Annotated in this window: 13 protein-coding genes and 1 tRNA gene; 10 read left to right on the plus strand and 4 right to left on the minus strand. The window is 67.6% G+C overall.

Translation table 11 applies throughout. The features are described 5' to 3' along the window. Position 1: 1 nt before the first annotated feature. The 6 genes from KF833_12470 to KF833_12495 all read left to right on the plus strand — a co-directional run bounded on the left by KF833_12470 (position 2) and on the right by KF833_12495 (position 6,159). Complete coding sequence (locus tag KF833_12470; protein ID MBX3746112.1) at positions 2 to 1,978, plus strand: peroxiredoxin family protein; 1,977 nt, start codon at positions 2 to 4, stop codon at positions 1,976 to 1,978. After that, positions 1,975 to 3,660: an NADH-quinone oxidoreductase subunit C gene (locus KF833_12475; protein MBX3746113.1), complete on the plus strand. Its 1,686-nt coding sequence runs from the start codon at positions 1,975 to 1,977 to the stop codon at positions 3,658 to 3,660. The genes KF833_12470 and KF833_12475 overlap by 4 nt, the downstream gene beginning before the upstream one ends. After that, on the plus strand, positions 3,657 to 4,580 hold the full coding sequence (locus tag KF833_12480) for an NADH-quinone oxidoreductase subunit H (protein MBX3746114.1): 924 nt from the start codon (positions 3,657 to 3,659) through the stop codon (positions 4,578 to 4,580). Before KF833_12475 ends, KF833_12480 begins: the two co-directional genes overlap by 4 nt. Positions 4,581 to 4,593: 13 nt before the next feature. Further along, complete coding sequence (locus KF833_12485; GenBank protein ID MBX3746115.1) at positions 4,594 to 5,175, plus strand: 4Fe-4S binding protein; 582 nt, start codon at positions 4,594 to 4,596, stop codon at positions 5,173 to 5,175. After that, the gene (nuoB, locus tag KF833_12490; GenBank protein ID MBX3746116.1) at positions 5,172 to 5,726 is read left to right on the plus strand and encodes an NADH-quinone oxidoreductase subunit NuoB; all 555 of its coding nucleotides are present in this window, start codon (positions 5,172 to 5,174) and stop codon (positions 5,724 to 5,726) included. Before KF833_12485 ends, nuoB begins: the two co-directional genes overlap by 4 nt. Before the next feature lie 359 nt (positions 5,727 to 6,085). Then, a tRNA-Gln gene (locus KF833_12495) sits at positions 6,086 to 6,159 on the plus strand. Positions 6,160 to 6,172: 13 nt separating this feature from the next. On the opposite strand, the gene KF833_12500 is transcribed toward KF833_12495, so the two are convergent. Further along, a complete protein-coding gene (locus KF833_12500) occupies positions 6,173 to 7,810 on the minus strand; it encodes a DUF4080 domain-containing protein (GenBank protein ID MBX3746117.1) in 1,638 nt (545 codons plus the stop codon). A 481-nt stretch (positions 7,811 to 8,291) separates the two neighbouring features. Here KF833_12500 and KF833_12505 point away from each other — a divergent pair, with 481 nt between their 5' ends. Then, positions 8,292 to 11,177 (plus strand): zinc-dependent metalloprotease, encoded by a 2,886-nt coding sequence (locus tag KF833_12505; protein ID MBX3746118.1) that lies wholly within the window; start codon positions 8,292 to 8,294, stop codon positions 11,175 to 11,177. Positions 11,178 to 11,227: 50 nt separating this feature from the next. Here KF833_12505 and folK read toward each other — a convergent pair whose 3' ends face one another. Both folK and KF833_12515 read right to left on the minus strand, forming a co-directional pair. Further along, positions 11,228 to 11,731: a 2-amino-4-hydroxy-6-hydroxymethyldihydropteridine diphosphokinase gene (folK, locus tag KF833_12510; GenBank protein MBX3746119.1), complete on the minus strand. Its 504-nt coding sequence runs from the start codon at positions 11,729 to 11,731 to the stop codon at positions 11,228 to 11,230. Between the two features lie 7 nt (positions 11,732 to 11,738). Continuing rightward, the gene (locus KF833_12515) at positions 11,739 to 13,109 is read right to left on the minus strand and encodes a hypothetical protein (GenBank protein ID MBX3746120.1); all 1,371 of its coding nucleotides are present in this window, start codon (positions 13,107 to 13,109) and stop codon (positions 11,739 to 11,741) included. Between the two features lie 357 nt (positions 13,110 to 13,466). Between KF833_12515 and KF833_12520 the strand changes: the two genes are divergently transcribed. The 3 genes from KF833_12520 to KF833_12530 all read left to right on the plus strand — a co-directional run bounded on the left by KF833_12520 (position 13,467) and on the right by KF833_12530 (position 17,005). Next, a complete protein-coding gene (locus KF833_12520; GenBank protein ID MBX3746121.1) occupies positions 13,467 to 14,348 on the plus strand; it encodes a hypothetical protein in 882 nt (293 codons plus the stop codon). Continuing rightward, positions 14,281 to 15,048 (plus strand): radical SAM protein, encoded by a 768-nt coding sequence (locus KF833_12525; GenBank protein ID MBX3746122.1) that lies wholly within the window; start codon positions 14,281 to 14,283, stop codon positions 15,046 to 15,048. The genes KF833_12520 and KF833_12525 overlap by 68 nt, the downstream gene beginning before the upstream one ends. Before the next feature lie 817 nt (positions 15,049 to 15,865). Then, positions 15,866 to 17,005 carry a hypothetical protein gene (locus KF833_12530; GenBank protein MBX3746123.1) on the plus strand — a complete coding sequence of 380 codons (1,140 nt, stop codon included), beginning with the start codon at positions 15,866 to 15,868 and terminating at the stop codon, positions 17,003 to 17,005. A gap of 60 nt (positions 17,006 to 17,065) precedes the next feature. Here the strand turns inward: KF833_12530 and KF833_12535 are convergent, their stop codons facing one another. Further along, the gene (locus KF833_12535) at positions 17,066 to 18,040 is read right to left on the minus strand and encodes a DUF1593 domain-containing protein (protein ID MBX3746124.1); all 975 of its coding nucleotides are present in this window, start codon (positions 18,038 to 18,040) and stop codon (positions 17,066 to 17,068) included. Between the last annotated feature and the right edge of the window lie 25 nt (positions 18,041 to 18,065).

Consider the following 18,065-nt stretch of genomic DNA (forward strand, 5'->3'; position numbering starts at 1 on the left):
TATGCCCACGGCGGAACAACTGGTGATGACGGCGATGCTCCTGTGCGGGGCGGGGGCGGTGGCGACGTCGTGGGGTGGGAGGCGGGCGCGTTGGGCGGGGCGGGTGAATGTGGCGGTCACGGTGGCGAGCGGCCTGGCGGCGGGCTGGGGGGCGATGGCGGTGCTGGCCATGGGGCCGGGGGAGTCGGTGCAATTCCTGCGCATGCCTCGGGTGGGGTTTGCGTTGCGGCTGCATGTGGACGGGTTGAGCGCGGAGTTCCTGCTGCTGGCGGCGGGGATATCGATTCCGGCCTCGGTGTATTCGCTGCGGTACCTGGAGCACTACCGTGGGGACACCGGGCGGTATCACCCGCCGTTTCTGGTTTTTCTGGCGGCGATGTACGGGCTGGTGAGCACCACCGACATGATGTGGTTCTTCTTCATCTTCTGGCAGCTCATGACCCTGCCCGGGTATGCGCTGATCCGGTATGAACGGAACCGGCCGGAACATCGGAGGGCGGCATGGCGGTATCTGGTGATGATGCAGATCGCCTGCGTCATCACGATGGCGGGAGCGGAATTGGTGGCGGGGCCGGGCGGGGGGGCGGCGGCCGGGAACGGGTTGCGGTACGACTTCGGCACGGTCACGGCGCAACTGCCGGAACTGCTGCGGGACCGGCCGGGAACGACGACCCTGGCCTTTGCGCTCTTCCTGGCCGGGTTTGGCATCAAGATGGGGATGTGGCCGTTCGGGCAGGTCTGGCTGCCGGACGCGCATCCGGCGGCGCCGTCGCCGGTGAGCGCGATGTTGTCGGGGGTGATGATCAAGACCGGGGTGTACGGGTTGGTGCGGTACTTCTTCTGGCTGGTGCCGGAGGAGGGGCGGGAGGCGTTCCCGCTGGCGGCGTGGGGGGGATGGGTGACGGTGTTGGGGACGGTGACGCTGCTGACGGGGACGGTGCAGGCATTGCGGCAGGACGCGACGAAGCGGCTGCTGGCGTTCAGCAGCATCGGGCAGGTGGGGTACATCCTGCTGGGGGTGGGGATGGCGATGGTGCTGCTGCCGAGGGGAGGAAAGTGGGCGGCGCTGGGGACGTTCGCGCTGGCGGGGGCGCTGTTGCATGTGTGGAACCACGGGGTGTTCAAGGCGCTGCACTTCCTGCATGCCGGATCCATTCTGAGGGCGACCGGGACGCAGGATTTGAACCGGCTGGGCGGGCTGATGCGGGCGATGCCATGGACCGGGGCGACGGCGTTGGTGGCGACGCTGGCGATCGCCGGGGTGCCGCCGCTGAACGGGTTTGTGAGCAAGTGGGCGCTGTACAGCGCGGCGTTTGGGGCGGGGCGCGAGGTCTGGTTTCTGGCGTTGTGCGGGATGGTGGCGCTGTTCACCGGGGCGCTGACGCTGGCGTTGTTCGTGAAGTTCTTCGGGGTGAGTTTTCTGGGGCGATCCGGACCGTGGTCGGGGCCCTGGGTGACGACGGCGGCAGACGACGGCCCTTCGAACGGTGCGGGGAACGGGATGAGCCGGCGTCGGCCGGGACTGGAGGCGAGCCGGGAAGTGCCGGGAACGATGCTGGGGGCCCAGGGAGCCCTGGCGGCGTTGTGCGTGGTGCTGGGCCTGGTGCCGGGGATCGGGTTGGGGGCGATGGCGCAGGCGATGCGGACGAGTCCGGGCGGGTACGGTCCGGTGCTGGTATCGGGGATGACCGGGGAAGGGGGTTGGTGGAGATGGGAAGGTCCGGGCGGGGTGTCGCTGCTGATGCCGCTGGCGGTGGTGGCGATGCTGGGGATCGGTTACGGGCTGGCGTCGTGGGTGGTGCGGTGGGGAGGGGCGAAGCGGCGTCAGGATGCGCCGTGGTTGTGCGGGTACGCGGTGGAGGCGGATGAGCACCGGTATGGGGCGCGCCAGTTCTATGGCGAGTTGAAGCGGTGGACACGGTGGGCGGGAGGCGAGGCGCCCCGGGCGCGCGATGCGGGAAGGGAGGAGGCACCATGACGGTTCATGAGCGGCTCGAGCAGATTCGGGCGCACGGGGGCCCGGCGATCCGAAGGGCGTCGCTGCCGGGCGACCGGCGGCTGCTGGTCTGGGTCGAGGCGGCCTCGGTTCGGGAGGTGTGCCGATACCTGTTCCGGGATCTGGAGGCGCGATACGTGATCAGCGTGGGGGCCGACGACCGGCCCTATTCCGGGGGGTTCGTGGTGGCCCACATCTTCGCGTGGGACGGGGACGGATTGCTGGCCTGCGTGCTGGTGGAACTGCCGTCCGAGCGTCCGCGGCTGGACAGCATCAGTCCGCTGGTGCCGGCGGCGGGTTGGGCGGAGCGGGAGTTCCGGGATCTGGTGGGGATCGAACCGGTGGGGCACCCGTATCCGAAGCGGCTGATCCTGCCGGACGGCTGGCCGGAGGGGGTGCATCCGTTGAGGAAGGATGTGGCGCACGACCATGTGCCGGACGGGTACGACGCGGAGAAGGAGTTTGGGTTCGACGAGGTGCCGGAGGGGTGCGTGGCGATCCCCTTCGGGCCGTTTCATCCGACCCTGGACGAGCCGGCGCATTTCCGGTTGTACGTCGAGGGGGAACGGGTGCGGGGGTGCGAGTACCGGGGGTTCATGGTGCACCGGGGGATCGAGAAGCTGGCCGAGTCGGTGATGGGGTACAACGACATCCCGGTGATGGCCGAGCGCATCTGCGGCATCTGCGGGTGCGTGCATTCGGTGGCCTATGTGCAGGCGGTGGAGGAGGCGGCGGGCGTGCCGGTGCCGCCGCGGGCCGAGTACATCCGGACCGTGCTGCTCGAGATCGAGCGGCTGCACAGTCATCTCCTGTGGGTGGGTCTGGCGGGGCACCTGGTCGGCTTCGACACGCTGTTCATGCACGCCTTCCGGGTTCGGGAACCGGTGATGGAACTGGCGGAGCGGCTGACGGGGAACCGGAAGACCTATGGATTGTGCGTGGTGGGGGGTGTGCGTTGGGATTTGAACGACACGGCGCGGGACGATTGCCGGCGGGTGATGGACCGGTTGGAGTCGGAATGGCGGGCATTGACGGGGCCGCTGCTGCGGGACGGGAATGTGCAGGCGCGGACGCGGGACATCGGGGTGGCGACGGCGGAGGCGGTGAAGGAACTGGGTCTGGTGGGGCCGGTGGCGCGGGCGGCCGGGGTGGACCTCGATGTCCGGCGCGACCATCCGTACGCGGCGTACGGACGGGTGGCATTCGAGGTGATCACCGCGGACGGGGGCGACGTGTGGGCGCGGGTGGTGGTGCGGGCCCTGGAGGTGTTCCAGTCGATCCGCATCGTGCGGCAGTGTCTGGACAAGATGGAACCGGGTCCGCTGGTGACGGTGCTGGACGGGGAACTGCCGGCGGGGCGCCTGGGGTTGTCGTCGGTCGAGGCGCCGCGGGGCGAGTCGCATCATTTCCTGGTGACCGGGGAAGGGAACCGGCCGCGGCGCTGGCGGGTGCGGGCGCCGACGTACCAGAATCTTCAGGGTGTGCCGGGAATGATCCGGGACCGGACGCTGGCGGACATGACGATTGCGCTGGGGAGCATCGATCCGTGTTTCTCCTGCACCGACCGGCTGGAGACAGTGGAGATTGGGACGGGGACGATGCGGGTCTGGACGGCGGAAGAGGTGGCGGAGCTGGGACGACGGCGGGAAGGGAGGCGGTCATGACCTGGGGGATCGTCTGGGGCCTGGCGACGGGATTGGGGTATGCGTTGGGGGTGCTGGCGCTGGCGCCGCTGGTGGACGGCGCGATGCGGCGGGTGACGGCGCGGTTGCAGGCGCGGCAGGGACCGCCCCTGGCGCAGGGGTACTGGGATTTGCTGAAGCTGCTTGGGAAGGAGGACATCGAGGTGGGTGTGAGCCCGGTCATGCAGCGGGTGGCGGTGGGGATGGGCTGGGCGAGTGTGGTGGCGGTGGCGACCCTGGTGCCGCCCGGGGTGAGACCGGGCTGGGGAGTGGCGGGGGACGGCATCCTGCTGATGTACCTGCTGGTGCTGGCGGGGGTGGGAACGTTGCTGGCGGGGCTGGCGGCGGGATCGACCTATTCGCTGGTCGGGATCAGCCGGGAGATGATGAGCCTGCTGTTGCTCGAGCCGCTGCTGGCGATGGCGCTGGCGATGCGGGCGGTGCAGGAGGGGTCGTTGCGGTTGGAAGTGTTGTTTGGTCCGCCCGGTCTGCTGGGGGCGGGTCCGGTGTCGGGACTGCTGCTGCTGGGGGTATTGCTGGCGGCGTTGCCGGCGCTGGTGCAACGGGCGCCGTTCGACACGACGGAAGCGGAGACGGAGTTGATGGACGGGCCGATGGGGGAGTATTCGGGGCCGAAGCTGGCGCTGCTGCGGTGGGTGCGGATGGTGAAGCTGGTGGTGTACAGCGGGCTGCTGGTGATGGTGTTTGCGCCGCCTCCGGCGGGGTGGAGCACGGCCGGGGCGCTGCTGTGGTATTGGGGCTGGGTGGCGGTGTTGATCCTGGGGGTGACGCTGGTGGCGGCGACGCATGCGCGATATCGAATCGACCAGGCGTTGCGCCGGTTTGGAATCTGGCTGGGGCTGGCGACCATCGCCCTGCTGCTGGCCACGCAAGGTTACTGAAGGAGAGAACGCCATGTCGTGGTGGAGCAAGATCGCGGAAGCCCGGCTGGGCTGGGCGGCGGGACGGGTGACCTACGGTTATCCCGCGGTGGCGCGTCCGGTGCCGGCGGGATTTCGCGGGCGGCCGCGGTTTGATGGCGACCGGTGCATCGGGTGCGGCGGGTGCGCGAGCAACTGTCCGGCGCGGGAGATCCTGGTTTTCGATCCCTGCCAGGAGATCCGGATCCTGCAGTACCTGGGGCGCCGCTGCACCTTTTGCGGGCGTTGTGCGGAGGTGTGTCCGGAGGAGGCCATCACGATGTCGGCCGAGTTCGAGAACGCGACGGCGGCGGTGGGGGATCTGCGGCAGAGGCTCGAACTCTTCATGAGCACCTGCCAGCGGTGCGGGCGTTGTTTCCCGCCGCCCAGCCCGTTGGAAGCGCTGAAGTTGCGGGGGTATCGCTGCGACGACCTGGTTTCCGAACGGTGGGTGTTCCGGTCCGAGGCGACCCTGCGCGGTCAGGCGGTGGTGGACGATGTGGAGATCGACCTGGATGACGGCGCGACGCCAGGGGGCGGCGGGGGCGGGTCCGGCGACGAAGGGAGGACACCATGATCGAGGCCCTGTGCCGGAAGATGTTTGGGAGATCGCTGTGGGTGTATCACGCCAACAGCGGGGGCTGCAACGGGTGCGACATCGAAGTGCTGAACGTGCTGGCGCCACACCACGATGCGGAGCGGTTCGGGATCCGGCTGGTGGCATCGCCGCGGCATGCGGACGTGATGTTGTGCCAGGGGCCGGCGATGCGGGCGACGGCCCGGGCGCTGCGACGGGCGTATGACGCGATGCCGGCTCCGAAGCTGGTGTTTGCGATCGGGTCGTGTGCGGGCGGTGGGGGGATCTGGTTCGACAGCTACCCGGTGCTGGGGCCGGTCGAGAAGGTGGTGCCGGTGAACTACTACATTCCCGGGTGTCCGCCGCGGCCGGAGGCGATCCTGTACGGCGTGGCGCTGGCCTTGGGGTTGGTGGAGGCGAAGGCGGTGCCGGTGGCGTTCCGGCAGCTGGTGTTGCCGGTGCCGAGGTATCATCCGGAGGACGTCGAGGGGAGCGGTCCGACCTCGGTGTACCGCAAGGCGGAGAACGGTGCATCGTGGAGCGGTGGGTGAAGACGCTGGCTCCCTCCCGACAACTTGGGGATGGACCGGGCCCAGAGGCGAGGCTCAAGAAGGCGCGCCTGCGGGATCGAGGACGAGGACGAGGACCGCCCTTCGGGCTGAGTACGAGTCGGCTCGGACCCGACGGATGGGGGCTGCGACCCCTGGCGGGGTCGTCTGCGCGGCGGGGCTTCTGCCCGGGGGTCGAACCCGCGGAGCCGGGTCCGACCCCCGGCTAATCTCTGGAAACCCTCCGGGTTTCCGGGACCCGATCGCATTTCCGACACCATGGAGATGCGCCTGCGGAGACGGTGGGATCGAGATTTTCCTTGGCGGGGTTCCGGCGGGGGCCTTATGGAACGGGTGGCAGGTGTCCGGTGGTGTAACGGTAGCACAACTCCCTTTGGAGGAGTTTGTCCTGGTTCGAATCCAGGCCGGACAGCCAGTTCACATGGTCTTCATTCCGGGGGGGGCGGGGAGGTTCGAGGGGGTACGGATGGGTTTCGCATGGTTCCCGAGCTGCCGGCGAGGTGCCGTTTCTGGCGTCTGGCGGGATGACGGCCGGCGGCGTTGGGGCGAACCGGCGGGGAGGGTTCGGAGGAGGCTGACGATTCTTCGGGGGCCAACCATGGGGGGAGGTCGCGCCGGCCGAGGCGGTTCCAGTCGTGGATCATGGCCTGGCGGACCGCGTCCGGCGGAAGGAGGCGCTGCTGGATGAGCCATCGGTGCAAGAGGCGGGCGAGTCGATCGAGGGCGATCGCGTGAGTCTGGCCCGTCTCGGCATGGAGCCAGTCGCTCCAGGCGAGGAACTGGTGGAAGGGCGACGCGGCATCCGCCCAGACGAGGGGGAGGGTGTTGGGAAAGCGGCCGCTGTTGGAGACCAGATCCCAGTAGCGGGCGAAGCGGCGCAGGCGCTGGAGTGTCGGGAAGTCGAGATCGCGATTCTCGAGAATGTCGTAGGGAGGGAGGGGATTGTAGCGCATGGCCCAGTCGTGGTCGTGGCGGGCGATGGGCGTTCCGCGAAGGCGCTTCAGGATGCCGAACTGGATCTCCTGCGGGCCGAGGGCGACCAGGCGATCGAACCCGGCGGCGAAGCTGTCGAGGGTTTCGCCCGGCAGTCCGGCGATCAGGTCGGCATGGACGTGGACGCCGGTTTCCGCCCGGAGGAAGCGGAGGTTGTTTTCCAGCCGGGCGACATCCTGGCGGCGTTGAATGCGGGCACAGACGTCGGGGTTGAAGGACTGGATTCCGACCTCGAATTGGAGGGCGCCCGGCGGGAAGGCGGCGATCTCCTGGCGGAGCGGTTCCGGGAGCCGGTCCGGGATCATCTCGAAATGAAGGAAGAGCCCGTCGCGCCACCGTTCGCGGAAGAAGCGGAGGATCGCCCGGCTGGTGGCGAGGTTGAGGTTGAAGGTGCGGTCCACAAACTTGAACTGGCGCGCACCGCGGTCGAGGAGACGTCCCATCGCCCCGAGGAACCGGTCGAGGGGGAACTGGCGCACCGGGATGTCCAGGGAGGAGAGGCAGAACTCGCAGGAGAACGGGCAGCCCCGTGAGGCTTCGACGTAGATGACGCGGTGGGCGAGGTCGGCGTCGGTGTAGAGGTCGTAAGGGAGTTCGAGTCGGTTGAGGTCCGGAAGGGGTGCGGCGACGATGCGGGGAGGCCGGTCGGCCTGGGCGGGGGCGGGGGTGCCGTCGGGAAGGGGGAGACCCAGCAGGGTGCGGCAGAGCGGGGCGAAGGCGAGATCGGCTTCGCCGGCAATCGTGTGGTCGGCGAGCGCGACGATTTCCTGCTGCTCACCCTCGTGGGAAACTTCGGGGCCGCCGAGAACGACCCGGATTTCGGGGCGGAGGCGTTTGAGGAGGGCGACCACTTCGAGGGTGGGGCGGACATTCCAGATATAGACACCGAGGCCGACGAGGCGGGGATGGCGTGCGAGGATGGACTCGACGATTTCGAGGGGAGATTGGTGGATGTCGAATTCGAGGAGGGCGGTCCGGGAGTGCAGTTCGCCGAGGTTGGCCAGCAGGTAACGCAATCCGAAGGACGCGTGGATATAGCGGGCGTTCAGCGTGGCGAGCAGGATGTCCGGCATGGGGAGGACACGGGGTCCGGCTGGGAGCATGGGAGACCGGGGACGGGGGACGGAAGGATGAAGGCTGAGGGCTGAAGGCTGAGGGCGGAGGGCTGAGGGCGGAGGGCTGAGGGCGGAGGGCTGAGGGCGGAGGGGTGAGGGTGCATCTCTCTGTTGTTGGAGATGCGATCGGCCGAGGGGTACGACGAGGGGACCGTCGGGGTCGGGGTCGGTATCGGCATCGGAATCGAACCGGAACGAACTCCGGGGATGCGCGACGCTTCCTGGCTTCTGGCGATACCGATTCCGAGTGCGACCCCGATCCCGATTCCGTTGCACCTTCCGACAATTCGGAGATGCGCCCTACGGACGGCAAACGGCAACGCATCGATGGACAGGGCGGCGGCGACCGGATAATGATCGACGGCAATCGAAATCCAGTATGGCTACCACCCCACGAACCTTCTCGTTGACGATCCTGAGCTGGCTTGTCGTTCTGGGCATGACGTTGTCCGGGGCGGCCCAGCAACCGCCCGGAGGTGACGGGGCGTCCGGGTCCTCCGGGCCGGCGGGACGGCCGGCGCAGGCGGAGCGGCAGCCGGATTTCCCGCCGCACACGGAAGTGCTCAAGGACTACGAGCTGGTGGTGTCGTCGATCGACCGGACGCCGAGCCTGATGCAGCTCTGGGTGCGTCGGAAGGACCATCAGGTGCTTGCGGTGCTGCCGGACAAGTACGAGCAGCGGCGGTTTTTCATGGCCTTGACGGTGGCGTCGGGCGGGCCGTTTGCGGGGCTGCAGGCGGGGAGCCGGTACGTGTACTGGAAGCGGGTGGACAAGCGGTTGATGCTGGTGATGCCGCAGTTGTCGGTTCGTTCGACGGGGGAGGCGGAATCGAAGGCGAGCGTGCAGCGATTGTTCACGGACCGGGTGATCGCGGACGTGCCGATTCTGGCGATGGTGCCGGGGCAGGGGCCGGTGATCGATCTGGATGCGTTGCTGGTGGGGGAGGCCGGGAAGTTTTTCGGGTCCACGGCGGCGGGGATCCGGGCGAACCTGGCGGTGATCAAGACGGCGAAGGCGTTTCCGGGCAATGTCGAGGTGGCCTTCGAGGCGCCGATGGGGGACGGCACGCTGCGGACGCTGCACTATTCGATCAGCGAGATCGTGCCGAATCCGGCGTACAAGCCGCGGGTGGCGGACACGCGGGTGGGATACTTCACGACCAGTTTTTCGGATCTTGGGAAGTACCAGGCGGAGGAGATGCAGGTGCGGTACATCAACCGGTGGCATCTGGAGAAGGCCGATCCGTCGCTGAAGGTGAGTCCGCCGAAGAACCCGATCGTGTTTTACATCGAGCACACCACGCCGATCCGGTACCGGCGCTGGGTGCGGGAAGGCGTGTTGATGTGGAACAAGGCCTTTGAACGGGTGGGCTTCGCGAACGCCATCGAGGTCTATTACCAGGACGCCACGACGGGCGCGCACATGGAGAAGGACCCCGAGGATGTGCGGTACAACTTCGTGCGGTGGCTCAACAACGACATCGGGACGGCGATCGGGCCGAGCCGGGTGAACCCGTTGACGGGCCAGATCCTCGATGCCGACATCATCCTGACGGACGGCTGGATCCGGCACTACTGGCGGCAGTTCAACGAGGTGGTGCCGCGTCTGGCGATGGAGGGGATGAGCCCCGAGACCCTGGCGTGGCTGCAGACGCGGCCCCAGTGGGATCCGCGGGTACGGCTGGCGTCGCCGGCAAACCGGGCGGCGACCATGGCCTTCCTGATGGCGCGTGGGGTGCAGGCCTACGGGGGGCATCCGCTGGCACTGGCGGGGGGGGAGGAGTTGTCGGGTCCGAACGAGTACGACGGGTTGCTGGGACACACCAGCCAGTTCAACGGGCATTGCCAGGCGGCGGACTGCAAGGCGCTGGACATGGCGGTGATGCGGTTCGCCTTCGAACTCCTGCCTGAAGAGTTCGTGGCCGTGCCGCCTTCCGCGCGCGGAGGCGGGGAGGTGACGGGGAAGAAGGAGGAGACGCTGCTGGACGGCGTGCCGGAGTGGTTTGTGGGTCCGCTGCTGGCGGAACTGGTGGCGCACGAGGTGGGGCACACGCTCGGGTTGCGCCACAACTTCAAGGCCTCGAGCATCTACACGCTGGAACAGATCAACAGCCCGGAGGTCGCCGGCAAGAAGCCGTTTGCGGGGTCGGTGATGGACTACCTGCCGGTGAACATTTACTCGTGGGAGGATCGCGAGAAGCAGGGGGACTACGGGATGATCGACATCGGGCCGTACGATCACTGGGCCATCGAGTACGGATACTCCTTGTCCGACAAGCCCGAGGATCTCGCGGCGATCCTGAAGCGGGCCTCCGAACCGGAACTGCAGTATGCGACGGACGAGGACACGTCCGGCCCCGATCCGCTGGCACGGCGGTACGATTTCGCGGCCGATCCGTTGAACTATGCGCAAAGGCAGATGGAACTGGCCCGATTCCACCGGGGCCGGTTGATCGAGCAATTCGTCAAGGATGGCCAGAGCTGGTCGCGGGCGCGTCATGGGTACGAAATGACCCTGGCGTTGCAGACCCGGTCGCTCGGCTTCATGTCGGGCTGGCTGGGCGGCGCCTTTGTCAATCGGGACAAGAAGGGGGATCCGGGCGATCGGGCCCCGATCGAGGTGGTGCCGGTGGAGGATCAGCGGGAGGCGCTGCGGTTCCTGCTGGAGACGACCTTTCGCGATTCGGAGTACGGGTTGACGCCGGATCTGCTGCGGCGGATGACGGTGGACAAGTGGCTGGAGGATTACTCGCGGGCGATGCAGGCGCCGACGTGGCCGGTGCATGACCGGATCATGGGGATTCAGTCGATGGTGCTGACCCGGCTGATGAATCCGGGAACGATGGGGCGGGTGTATGACAACGAATTCCTGACACCGTCGGCCGAGGACATGATCACGCTGCCGGAACTGCTGAGGACCATCGAGAGCGAGATCTGGTCGGAACTGAACCCGATGGAGGGGCGGTTCAGCGAGCGCGAGCCGATGATCTCGAGCCTGCGCCGGAATCTGCAGCGGGAGTACGTGGACCGGTTGATCGATCTGAGCATGCCGAGTTCGTGGGGGCAGGCGGCGCATCGGCCGATCGCCAACCTGGCGCTCATGCACCTGCGCGATCTCAGTGCGCGGATCGGGTCGGTGCTGCAGGGGAGGCAGGACCGCATGGATGCCTATTCGAAGGCGCACCTGGGCGAGGCCCGGTTGCGCATCGACAAGGCGGTCGATGCTGGCTACCTGCTCAACGCGGGCTCGATGGGGGGCATGGGTCAGGTGATCCTGATCCTGGGCCAGACCAACGCCCCGGTGGCGGTACCGTCGCTGCCTTAGAGCCTGTCTGAAAACTGGAAGGGGCCCTGCGCCCGTCTGGGATCGGACGATCAGGGATCGGGCAATCGCCTCAGCACCTCGTCGCCTTCCAGGGCGGCGAGGAGGTTGCGGGTGGACGCGGTCCAGCCGGGCAGCACGAGGTCGGGGGCGATTTCGCTGAGGGGTTGGAGGACGAACCGGCGCCGATGGGCTCGCGGGTGGGGCAGGGTGAGGCGCGGGGTGGCGCGGCGTTCCAGGCCGAAGGCGATCAGGTCGAGGTCGAGGGGGCGTGGCGCATGGGGCACCGGACCACGGCGGCGGCCGGCCTCGGATTCCCAGTTCAGGAGGAGGTCCAGGAGAGACTCCGGGGAGAGGTCCTGGGGAGGGTCGAATCGGACGACGGCATTGACGAAGGGTGGCGAGCCGGGCGGGCAATCGACCGGGGATGATTCCCAGAGCGACGAGGCGAGGAACGTCCCGGGGGAGAGCGCCGCGAGGCGGCCGAGGGCGCGGCGGACCTGGGCGACGGGGTCGTCGCTGTTCGAACCGATGGCAACGACGACCGGGGCGGTCACGGCGGATTCACGGGTAGGGGTAGGGGAGCGGAATCGGGAGCGGCGCGGGGTTGGTGGGAGGGGCTTCGAGGACTTCGAGGAGTTCCGGGGGAAGCGCGGATTCGCCGAAGTTCACCGGGGCCGTGAGATCGGCCAGCCAATCGCCCCCCTGCCGCTGGTAGGCTTCGAGGAGGGGCTGGCCGAGGACATCGACAATGGCGGCCTGTGTTTCGAGGCGGATGGCTTCGAGTGCCAGCTGCTTCTGTTCCACGGTGAGCAGGGGATTGGCACGGATTTGGTCGGCGTGATCCTGCACCGTGTGGCGCATCTCCCAGACCTCGGTGGCGACGTTGGGAGGGACCTGGTGGAGGAGGGCGAGCGAGTAGAGGACCTGGTAGTCGCCGTCCTGCACGCGCTGGTAATCCGGGAAGCGGTCCTCTCCGAGGATGTCGCGCGTCTGTTCCTCGAGTTCGATGCGGGCGGCGAGGATGCGGTCCTCGGCCTGGGGATCGCCGGAGGCGAGCAGGGCGGCGATGTCGCGTTCGGTTTCCCTTTCGAGGCGGAACAGGGCTTCGAACTCCTCCCGGCTGGCGCCAAATCCGCGGAGACGTTCGCGCAATTGCTCGGCAACCGGGCTGGCGCGCATCTCGTATTCGTCCCGTTCCTCCGGGGTGAGCAGGGCGGCAAGCTGGTCTTCGAGGAGGCGATGGGCCGACGCGATCGACTCACGGGCGGCGGCGTCATCGTCCGGCAGCGGGCCCCCGCTGACGCTGTGCTGCCATCGGGCCAGGGCCTCGGCCACCGCCTCGCGCTTGTCGGGCGGGAGGAACTGGAGCGAGCGATTCTGGAGGAGGCGTTCCTTGCGATCGGCCACTTCGGCCCGGGCCGCGGAGGGACCGAGGAGTTCGGCGATCATCCGGCGGCGCTCTCGTTCGAGGGCGGCCAGTTCCCGTTGGCGGGCTTCCTGCTCCTCGATGACGGCCGGATCGCGTTCGGCGTCGTCCGGGTGTTTCCAGAACGCCCAGTCGGAGGGAGGCGGGTTGAGGGCACGGCGTCGTGCGGCGAACAACTGGTCGATGTCGGCGAGCAGGATGTCGCGGATGGTGGGTTCCGGGCAGCCGATGCGGCGCAGGTTGGCGACGTAGGTGGCGTAATCTTCGGATTCGATGCTGCGCCAGTCCAACTCCTGCACGTGGGTGCGAACGCCGACATCGGGGAGGGGCTGGAGCCGGAGCCGGACCGGGCGCTGATTGGTGTGGTCGGCGAGTTCGGGCGCGGGTTGGGCGGCGGCTTCCAGTTGACGATGCGCCTCGCGGAGCTGACGCGACTGGAAGAGCGTGACGCCCACCAAACCGATCAGGACACCGGCCTGGGCCGCGATGATCAACCGTGGACTCATCGGAGGGCCACCCTATGCGGGGGTGGGCCTTCGTCGCGAGTCCGAACTCGGGCCGGGGCTGGGGCCGGTTGCATTCCGGAGTGGAGCGGAGGGGTGAAATCGGAGGGCCCTCCTCATTGACATCTAAACTTTGCTGTGCAAAGTGACATACGTCTTGATTCAAATATGATCGATTCCATGGGATTCATCAGGCTTTGCACTGAAAAGCGGACGGTCGGCTCACGGGATTCCGCGTCTGCGGGGACGCCGGGCGGTTCCGGGATGGGGTGGGGAACTGGGGGGGAGACCTGGTGGCGGGTCGTTCGCCGTGGAACTGGATGGTGATGGGCCATGGAGCGTCCGGGGATCCTCCTTTCCATGAACCTGACCATGGCCTTCCGGGAATTCCTCGCTGTTCCCGGCGATCCGTTCCATCAGCCACGCGCACCCCGATGGCATCCGGCGGGAATGCGGGACGCTCCGCCGTTGCCGGCGCGGGCGGGAAGCGTCCGGCCCGGGTTGGCGTTGTTGATCAATCCATTCTACCCGAAGGATCCCCATGCCAGTTTCGGCAAGCATGTCCTGACGCCGACGCTGGCCCTCAGCAGTGTGGCGGCGGCGACTCCCGAAGGATGGGAGGTGCGGGTATGGGATGAGAACCTGTTGCAGGGGGCCGCGCCGGCGGATCCCCTGCCCGAGGTGGTGGGCATCACGGTGCATCTGACGTTTGCGGAGCGGGCGTACACCCTGGCCCGCTGGTATCGGGAGCGGGGCAGCCGGGTGATCCTGGGCGGGCTCCACGTGTTGTCCTGTCCGGATGAGGCGGCGCCGCATGCGGATGCGCTGGCGCTGGGCGAGGGTGCGGCCCTGTGGGGTGTCATGCTTCGAGACCTGGCGGCCGGCCGGCTGAAGGCCCGCTATGCGGCGGACTTCGATGGGCCGTACGATGGCGATCCCGCTCCACGGCGGGACCTGTTGCCGCGCGGCAGTTTCCTGACGACGGCGAGCCTGATCGCGACGCGCGGATGCCACAATCGCTGTGGATTCTGCTATCTGGCGACAGGCGGGCTGAGAATGCCCTACCGGATGCGGGAGCCGGCTGACATCCGCCGTCAATGGGAGGCCACGGGCGGAACCCTACGCGGTGTTCGTGGACAACAACCTCGGTTCACGACCGGACTATCTGGTGGCCTTGTGCCGGGAGCTCCGGCCGCTGAGGCGCATCTGGAGCGCGGCGGTCACACTGGATGTCACCGATGACCCGTCGGTGGTCCGGGAGATGGCCCTGGCGGGATGCACCGGCGTGTTCATCGGGTTTGAGTCCCTGTCGGACACCAATCTTGCCGAGGCGCGCAAGCGGACACCGCGCACGGAGGACTATGCGCGGCGGGTGCGCCTCCTTCACGATCACGGCATTCAGGTCAATGGAAGCTTCGTGCTGGGCTTTGACCAGGATCGACGGGAGGTCTTCAGGACCCTGGCGGAATGGATCGAGGCGACCCGGCTGGAGTGCGCCACCTTCCACATTCTCACGCCCTATCCCGGGACGCCCCTGTACCGGCAGCTCGAAGGCGAGGGCCGGATCCTGCACCGGGAGTGGGCGCTCTATGACACCGGCCATGTGGTGTTCCGGCCGCGGCATCTCAGTCCGGAGGAACTCGCGTCGGGTTATGACTGGCTCTACCGGCGGACGTTTTCGCTGACGTCCATCTGGCGGCGGCGTCCGTCGGGCATGGCGGCAATGGCGCCCTACCTGGCGATGAGCCTGCTGTACAAACGTTCCAACCGGCTCTGGCACTGGCTGATCCGGAACCGCCTGGTCCATGCGGCCTGGGCTCCCCTGGTGCAATGGACTCGATGGCGGCATGTCCGGTTCCGGGAGCGCCTGGCCGCCGGGATGGAAGCAGGGGAATTGCGGCTTCCGCGGGCCCGCGGATCCGTGGTGTCGGCCGGGGTGTGACCGCCCTTCGGGCTGAGTACGAGTTCCGAGGAGGGGGAAGCTGTTTGGAGCGTTGGGTTGAGGACTCGCGGAGCTCGTCCCTCCGATTCGCTGGCTCCTCATCGACAACTTGGGGATGCGCCGAGCCCAAAGGCGGCGCCTGAAGCGTTGTGTCTGCGGGATCGAGGGATGGGTTCTGCGACCCCTGTCGGGGTCGTGAGCGGGGGTGTGACTTCTGACCGGGGGTCGAACCCGCGGAGCCGGGCTCGACCCCCGGCTAATCTCTGGAAACCCTGCGGGTTTCTCGGACCCGATCGAAGGTGAAGCTCCCGGAATCTCTGTAGTCACTGGGAGCTCCGCGGGGACCCGCCTTGGTGCGCTCCGTCAGAGCCCCTTCGAGAGGGTGCACCTCAGGTTCTGGCAGCAGGTCTCGGCCTCGGCCTCGGCCTCGTAATCGTAATCGTAATCGTAATCGTAATCGTAATCGTAATCGTAATCACCCAGCCCAGTTCCCACGCGGAATGGGGGTCCGGGCAGGATCGAACCCATCGGGCCAACGAGAAGGCGATGCTCGAAGCGGTGTGTCTGCGGGATCGAGATCGAGGACGAGGACCGCCCTTCGGGCTGAGTACGAGTTCCCTGGAGGGGGAAGCGGTCTGGAGCAATGGCTTGAGGACTCGCGGAGCTCGTCCCTCCGATTTGCTGGCTCCTCATCGACAACGTGGGGATGCGCCGCATCATGCCTGCCCGGGAAGTTCCCGGGAAGTTCCTGGTTGAAGGAGGGCAGGTGTCCCGGCTGGATTGGGGAATGACTTTCAGGATCGTTGGATGGGTCGCCGTGATGATGCTGGTTCTGGGGGCGGATGGGGCCAGGGGCGCTGGCGGCGGGCCGGTGCGGGTCTTTGTCCTGGCGGGCCAGTCCAACATGGAAGGCCAGGCGGTGGTGGATCTGGGCGGGCGGGATTACAACGACGGGAAGGGAACGCTGGCGGCCCTGCTGGCGAACCCGGCCACGGCGTCCCGGTACCCGCATCTCCGCGACGCTTCGGGGCAATGGACGCAACGGGACGATGTCTGGGTGCATTACCAGCGCGAAGGGAGGCCGCTCCTGGCGGGACCGCTGGGGGTCGGGTATTCCATCTACGGGGGGCGCCATCATTTCGGGCCGGAGCTGCAATTGGGCCATGTGCTGGGGGATGCGATGGACGAGCAGGTGTTGCTGATCAAGACGGCCTGGGGGGGCAGGAGTCTGAACCGGGATTTCCGGCCCCCATCGTCCGGGGGCGAGACCGGCGCGTACTACCGGCGGATGATCGCGCAGGTCGAGGCGGGGTCGCCGGTGCGCTTCGATCCGGTGATCCGGGCGATGGAAGGCTGGACGGTCCGGGTCGATCCCGCCCTGCTGGAGGGGGAACACGCGGAGGAAGGGGCGGAGGCGCTCGCCATGCTGGCGAACCATCTGCAACGGATCCGGATACTGGTCCAGGAACCGCAGCGGACCGAGTTGCAGCGGATCGGCATCTGGATCGAGCACGACCATCCCCGGCTGAATTCGATGCAGTACCATCCGAGCCGCCGCTGGCTGGTCGTCAATCGCCACGATCCGCGGCTTGCGAAGCACGTACACATCACGCAGGCCCGCGCGTTGTTGTCGAGGGCCGAGATGCTGAAGCATCCGGCGGTGATCCTGCACGAACTGGCGCACGGGTATCACGATCAGGTCCTCGGCTTCGAGCATCCGGAAATCCTCGCGGCCTACGAACGGGCGCGGGCGGCGGGCAACTACGAGCGGGTGTTGCTCTATACGGGCGAACGCGTGAGGCACTACGGGCTGACCAATCACAAGGAGTATTTCGCCGAAGGGACCGAGGCCTATTTCTACCGGAACGATTTCCATCCCTTTGTCCGCGCCGAACTGAAGGAGTTCGATCCGGAGCTGCACGACCTGTTGGAACGGATTTGGGGTTCGGCCCGATGACGGCGGCGGCCTTCCCGGCACGTCGGGGCAGGAACCGGGGAGGAAGGGCAAATGTCAAAATCAGAGATGTGACCCCGGGAGGCGGTGCTGCCAGTCGCGGAGGTAGGCTTCGCGCCAGCGGTTCACGGTTCTGGCCCCGGGGTAGTTCCCCTCCCGCAGGGCCGGGTCGGGATTGTCGGTCCAGTAGGGGCGGGTGGGGTTGGGTTGCACAAACGCGCCGCCCCAGCTTTCGCCGGTCGGATCGTCCGGGTTGCCGCGCAGCAGGTAGAGGACCGACGGCGTGTCGCCCATCTTGATGTCCGCCTTCCTGGCGAAGAAGAGGTCGCCGAGGGCGCCCTGATGGCGAACGTGGCGGGTGACGAACTCGCGGTTGCCGAGATCGCCCCTGTGGTCCCCTCCCACATACATCCCGCGAAAGGTCGTGTCCGCCTCGATGAGCCAGAGGTCCGGGTGCTGTTGGACCACGTAGTCGCGCGCGGCTTGATCCATGCGGCGGTTCCACGAGCTGATGAAGTACACGCGCAGTTTGGGTTTGATGCCGGGATCGTCGTGCAGGGCCTGGGCCACGTCGGTGATCGAGCCCCACACCAGCACCCAGAGCGGACGCGGGTCGTCGGCGCGGGCGCGCTCGATGATCCAACGGGATCCGTCGGTCGGGTTGGAGTAACCGGCGGCCGGGGCCGCGTCCACCGCACCCTGCCGGGTGACGGCCCGCAACGCGTCTGGGGCTGGGAAACGCTCCGAACGCTGTTTTAGGCGCGGGTAGTCGGCCTCGTAGGCATCGAGCACTTCGAGAAGGTGCGCTTTCCGACCGCCATGGGGGGGCGAGGCGATCAAGCCCTCCGTGTCGAACAGATCGGCATAGACCAGGTAGTGGACCATGGACTGGAAATCGTCCGGGTCGGAGCCCCCGATGTCGGTGGAGACGATGACGCGGTAGCGTTCGCCGGCGAGGGCGCCGCCGGGCGGGTTGGGGGTCTGGCCGAACGACGTCGGACCGGCGGTGAGCAGGAGGAACAGGGCAAAAGGCAGCATCCGGTCGGGGGTCATGGCGGGAGGA

Source organism: Verrucomicrobiia bacterium, assembly GCA_019634625.1.
GTDB lineage: Bacteria > Verrucomicrobiota > Verrucomicrobiia > Limisphaerales > CAIMTB01 > CAIMTB01.

Coding starts and splice junctions, on each gene's coding strand:
- KF833_12485 (MBX3746115.1), top strand. CDS start 4,594: ATGTCGTGGTGGAGCAAGATCGCGGAAGCCCGGCTGGGCTGGGCGGCG.
- KF833_12505 (MBX3746118.1), top strand. CDS start 8,292: ATGACGTTGTCCGGGGCGGCCCAGCAACCGCCCGGAGGTGACGGGGCG.
- KF833_12475 (MBX3746113.1), top strand. CDS start 1,975: ATGACGGTTCATGAGCGGCTCGAGCAGATTCGGGCGCACGGGGGCCCG.
- KF833_12480 (MBX3746114.1), top strand. CDS start 3,657: ATGACCTGGGGGATCGTCTGGGGCCTGGCGACGGGATTGGGGTATGCG.
- KF833_12470 (MBX3746112.1), top strand. CDS start 2: ATGCCCACGGCGGAACAACTGGTGATGACGGCGATGCTCCTGTGCGGG.
- KF833_12535 (MBX3746124.1), bottom strand. CDS start 18,040: ATGCTGCCTTTTGCCCTGTTCCTCCTGCTCACCGCCGGTCCGACGTCG.
- KF833_12500 (MBX3746117.1), bottom strand. CDS start 7,810: ATGCCGGACATCCTGCTCGCCACGCTGAACGCCCGCTATATCCACGCG.
- KF833_12520 (MBX3746121.1), top strand. CDS start 13,467: ATGAACCTGACCATGGCCTTCCGGGAATTCCTCGCTGTTCCCGGCGAT.
- nuoB (MBX3746116.1), top strand. CDS start 5,172: ATGATCGAGGCCCTGTGCCGGAAGATGTTTGGGAGATCGCTGTGGGTG.
- KF833_12515 (MBX3746120.1), bottom strand. CDS start 13,109: ATGAGTCCACGGTTGATCATCGCGGCCCAGGCCGGTGTCCTGATCGGT.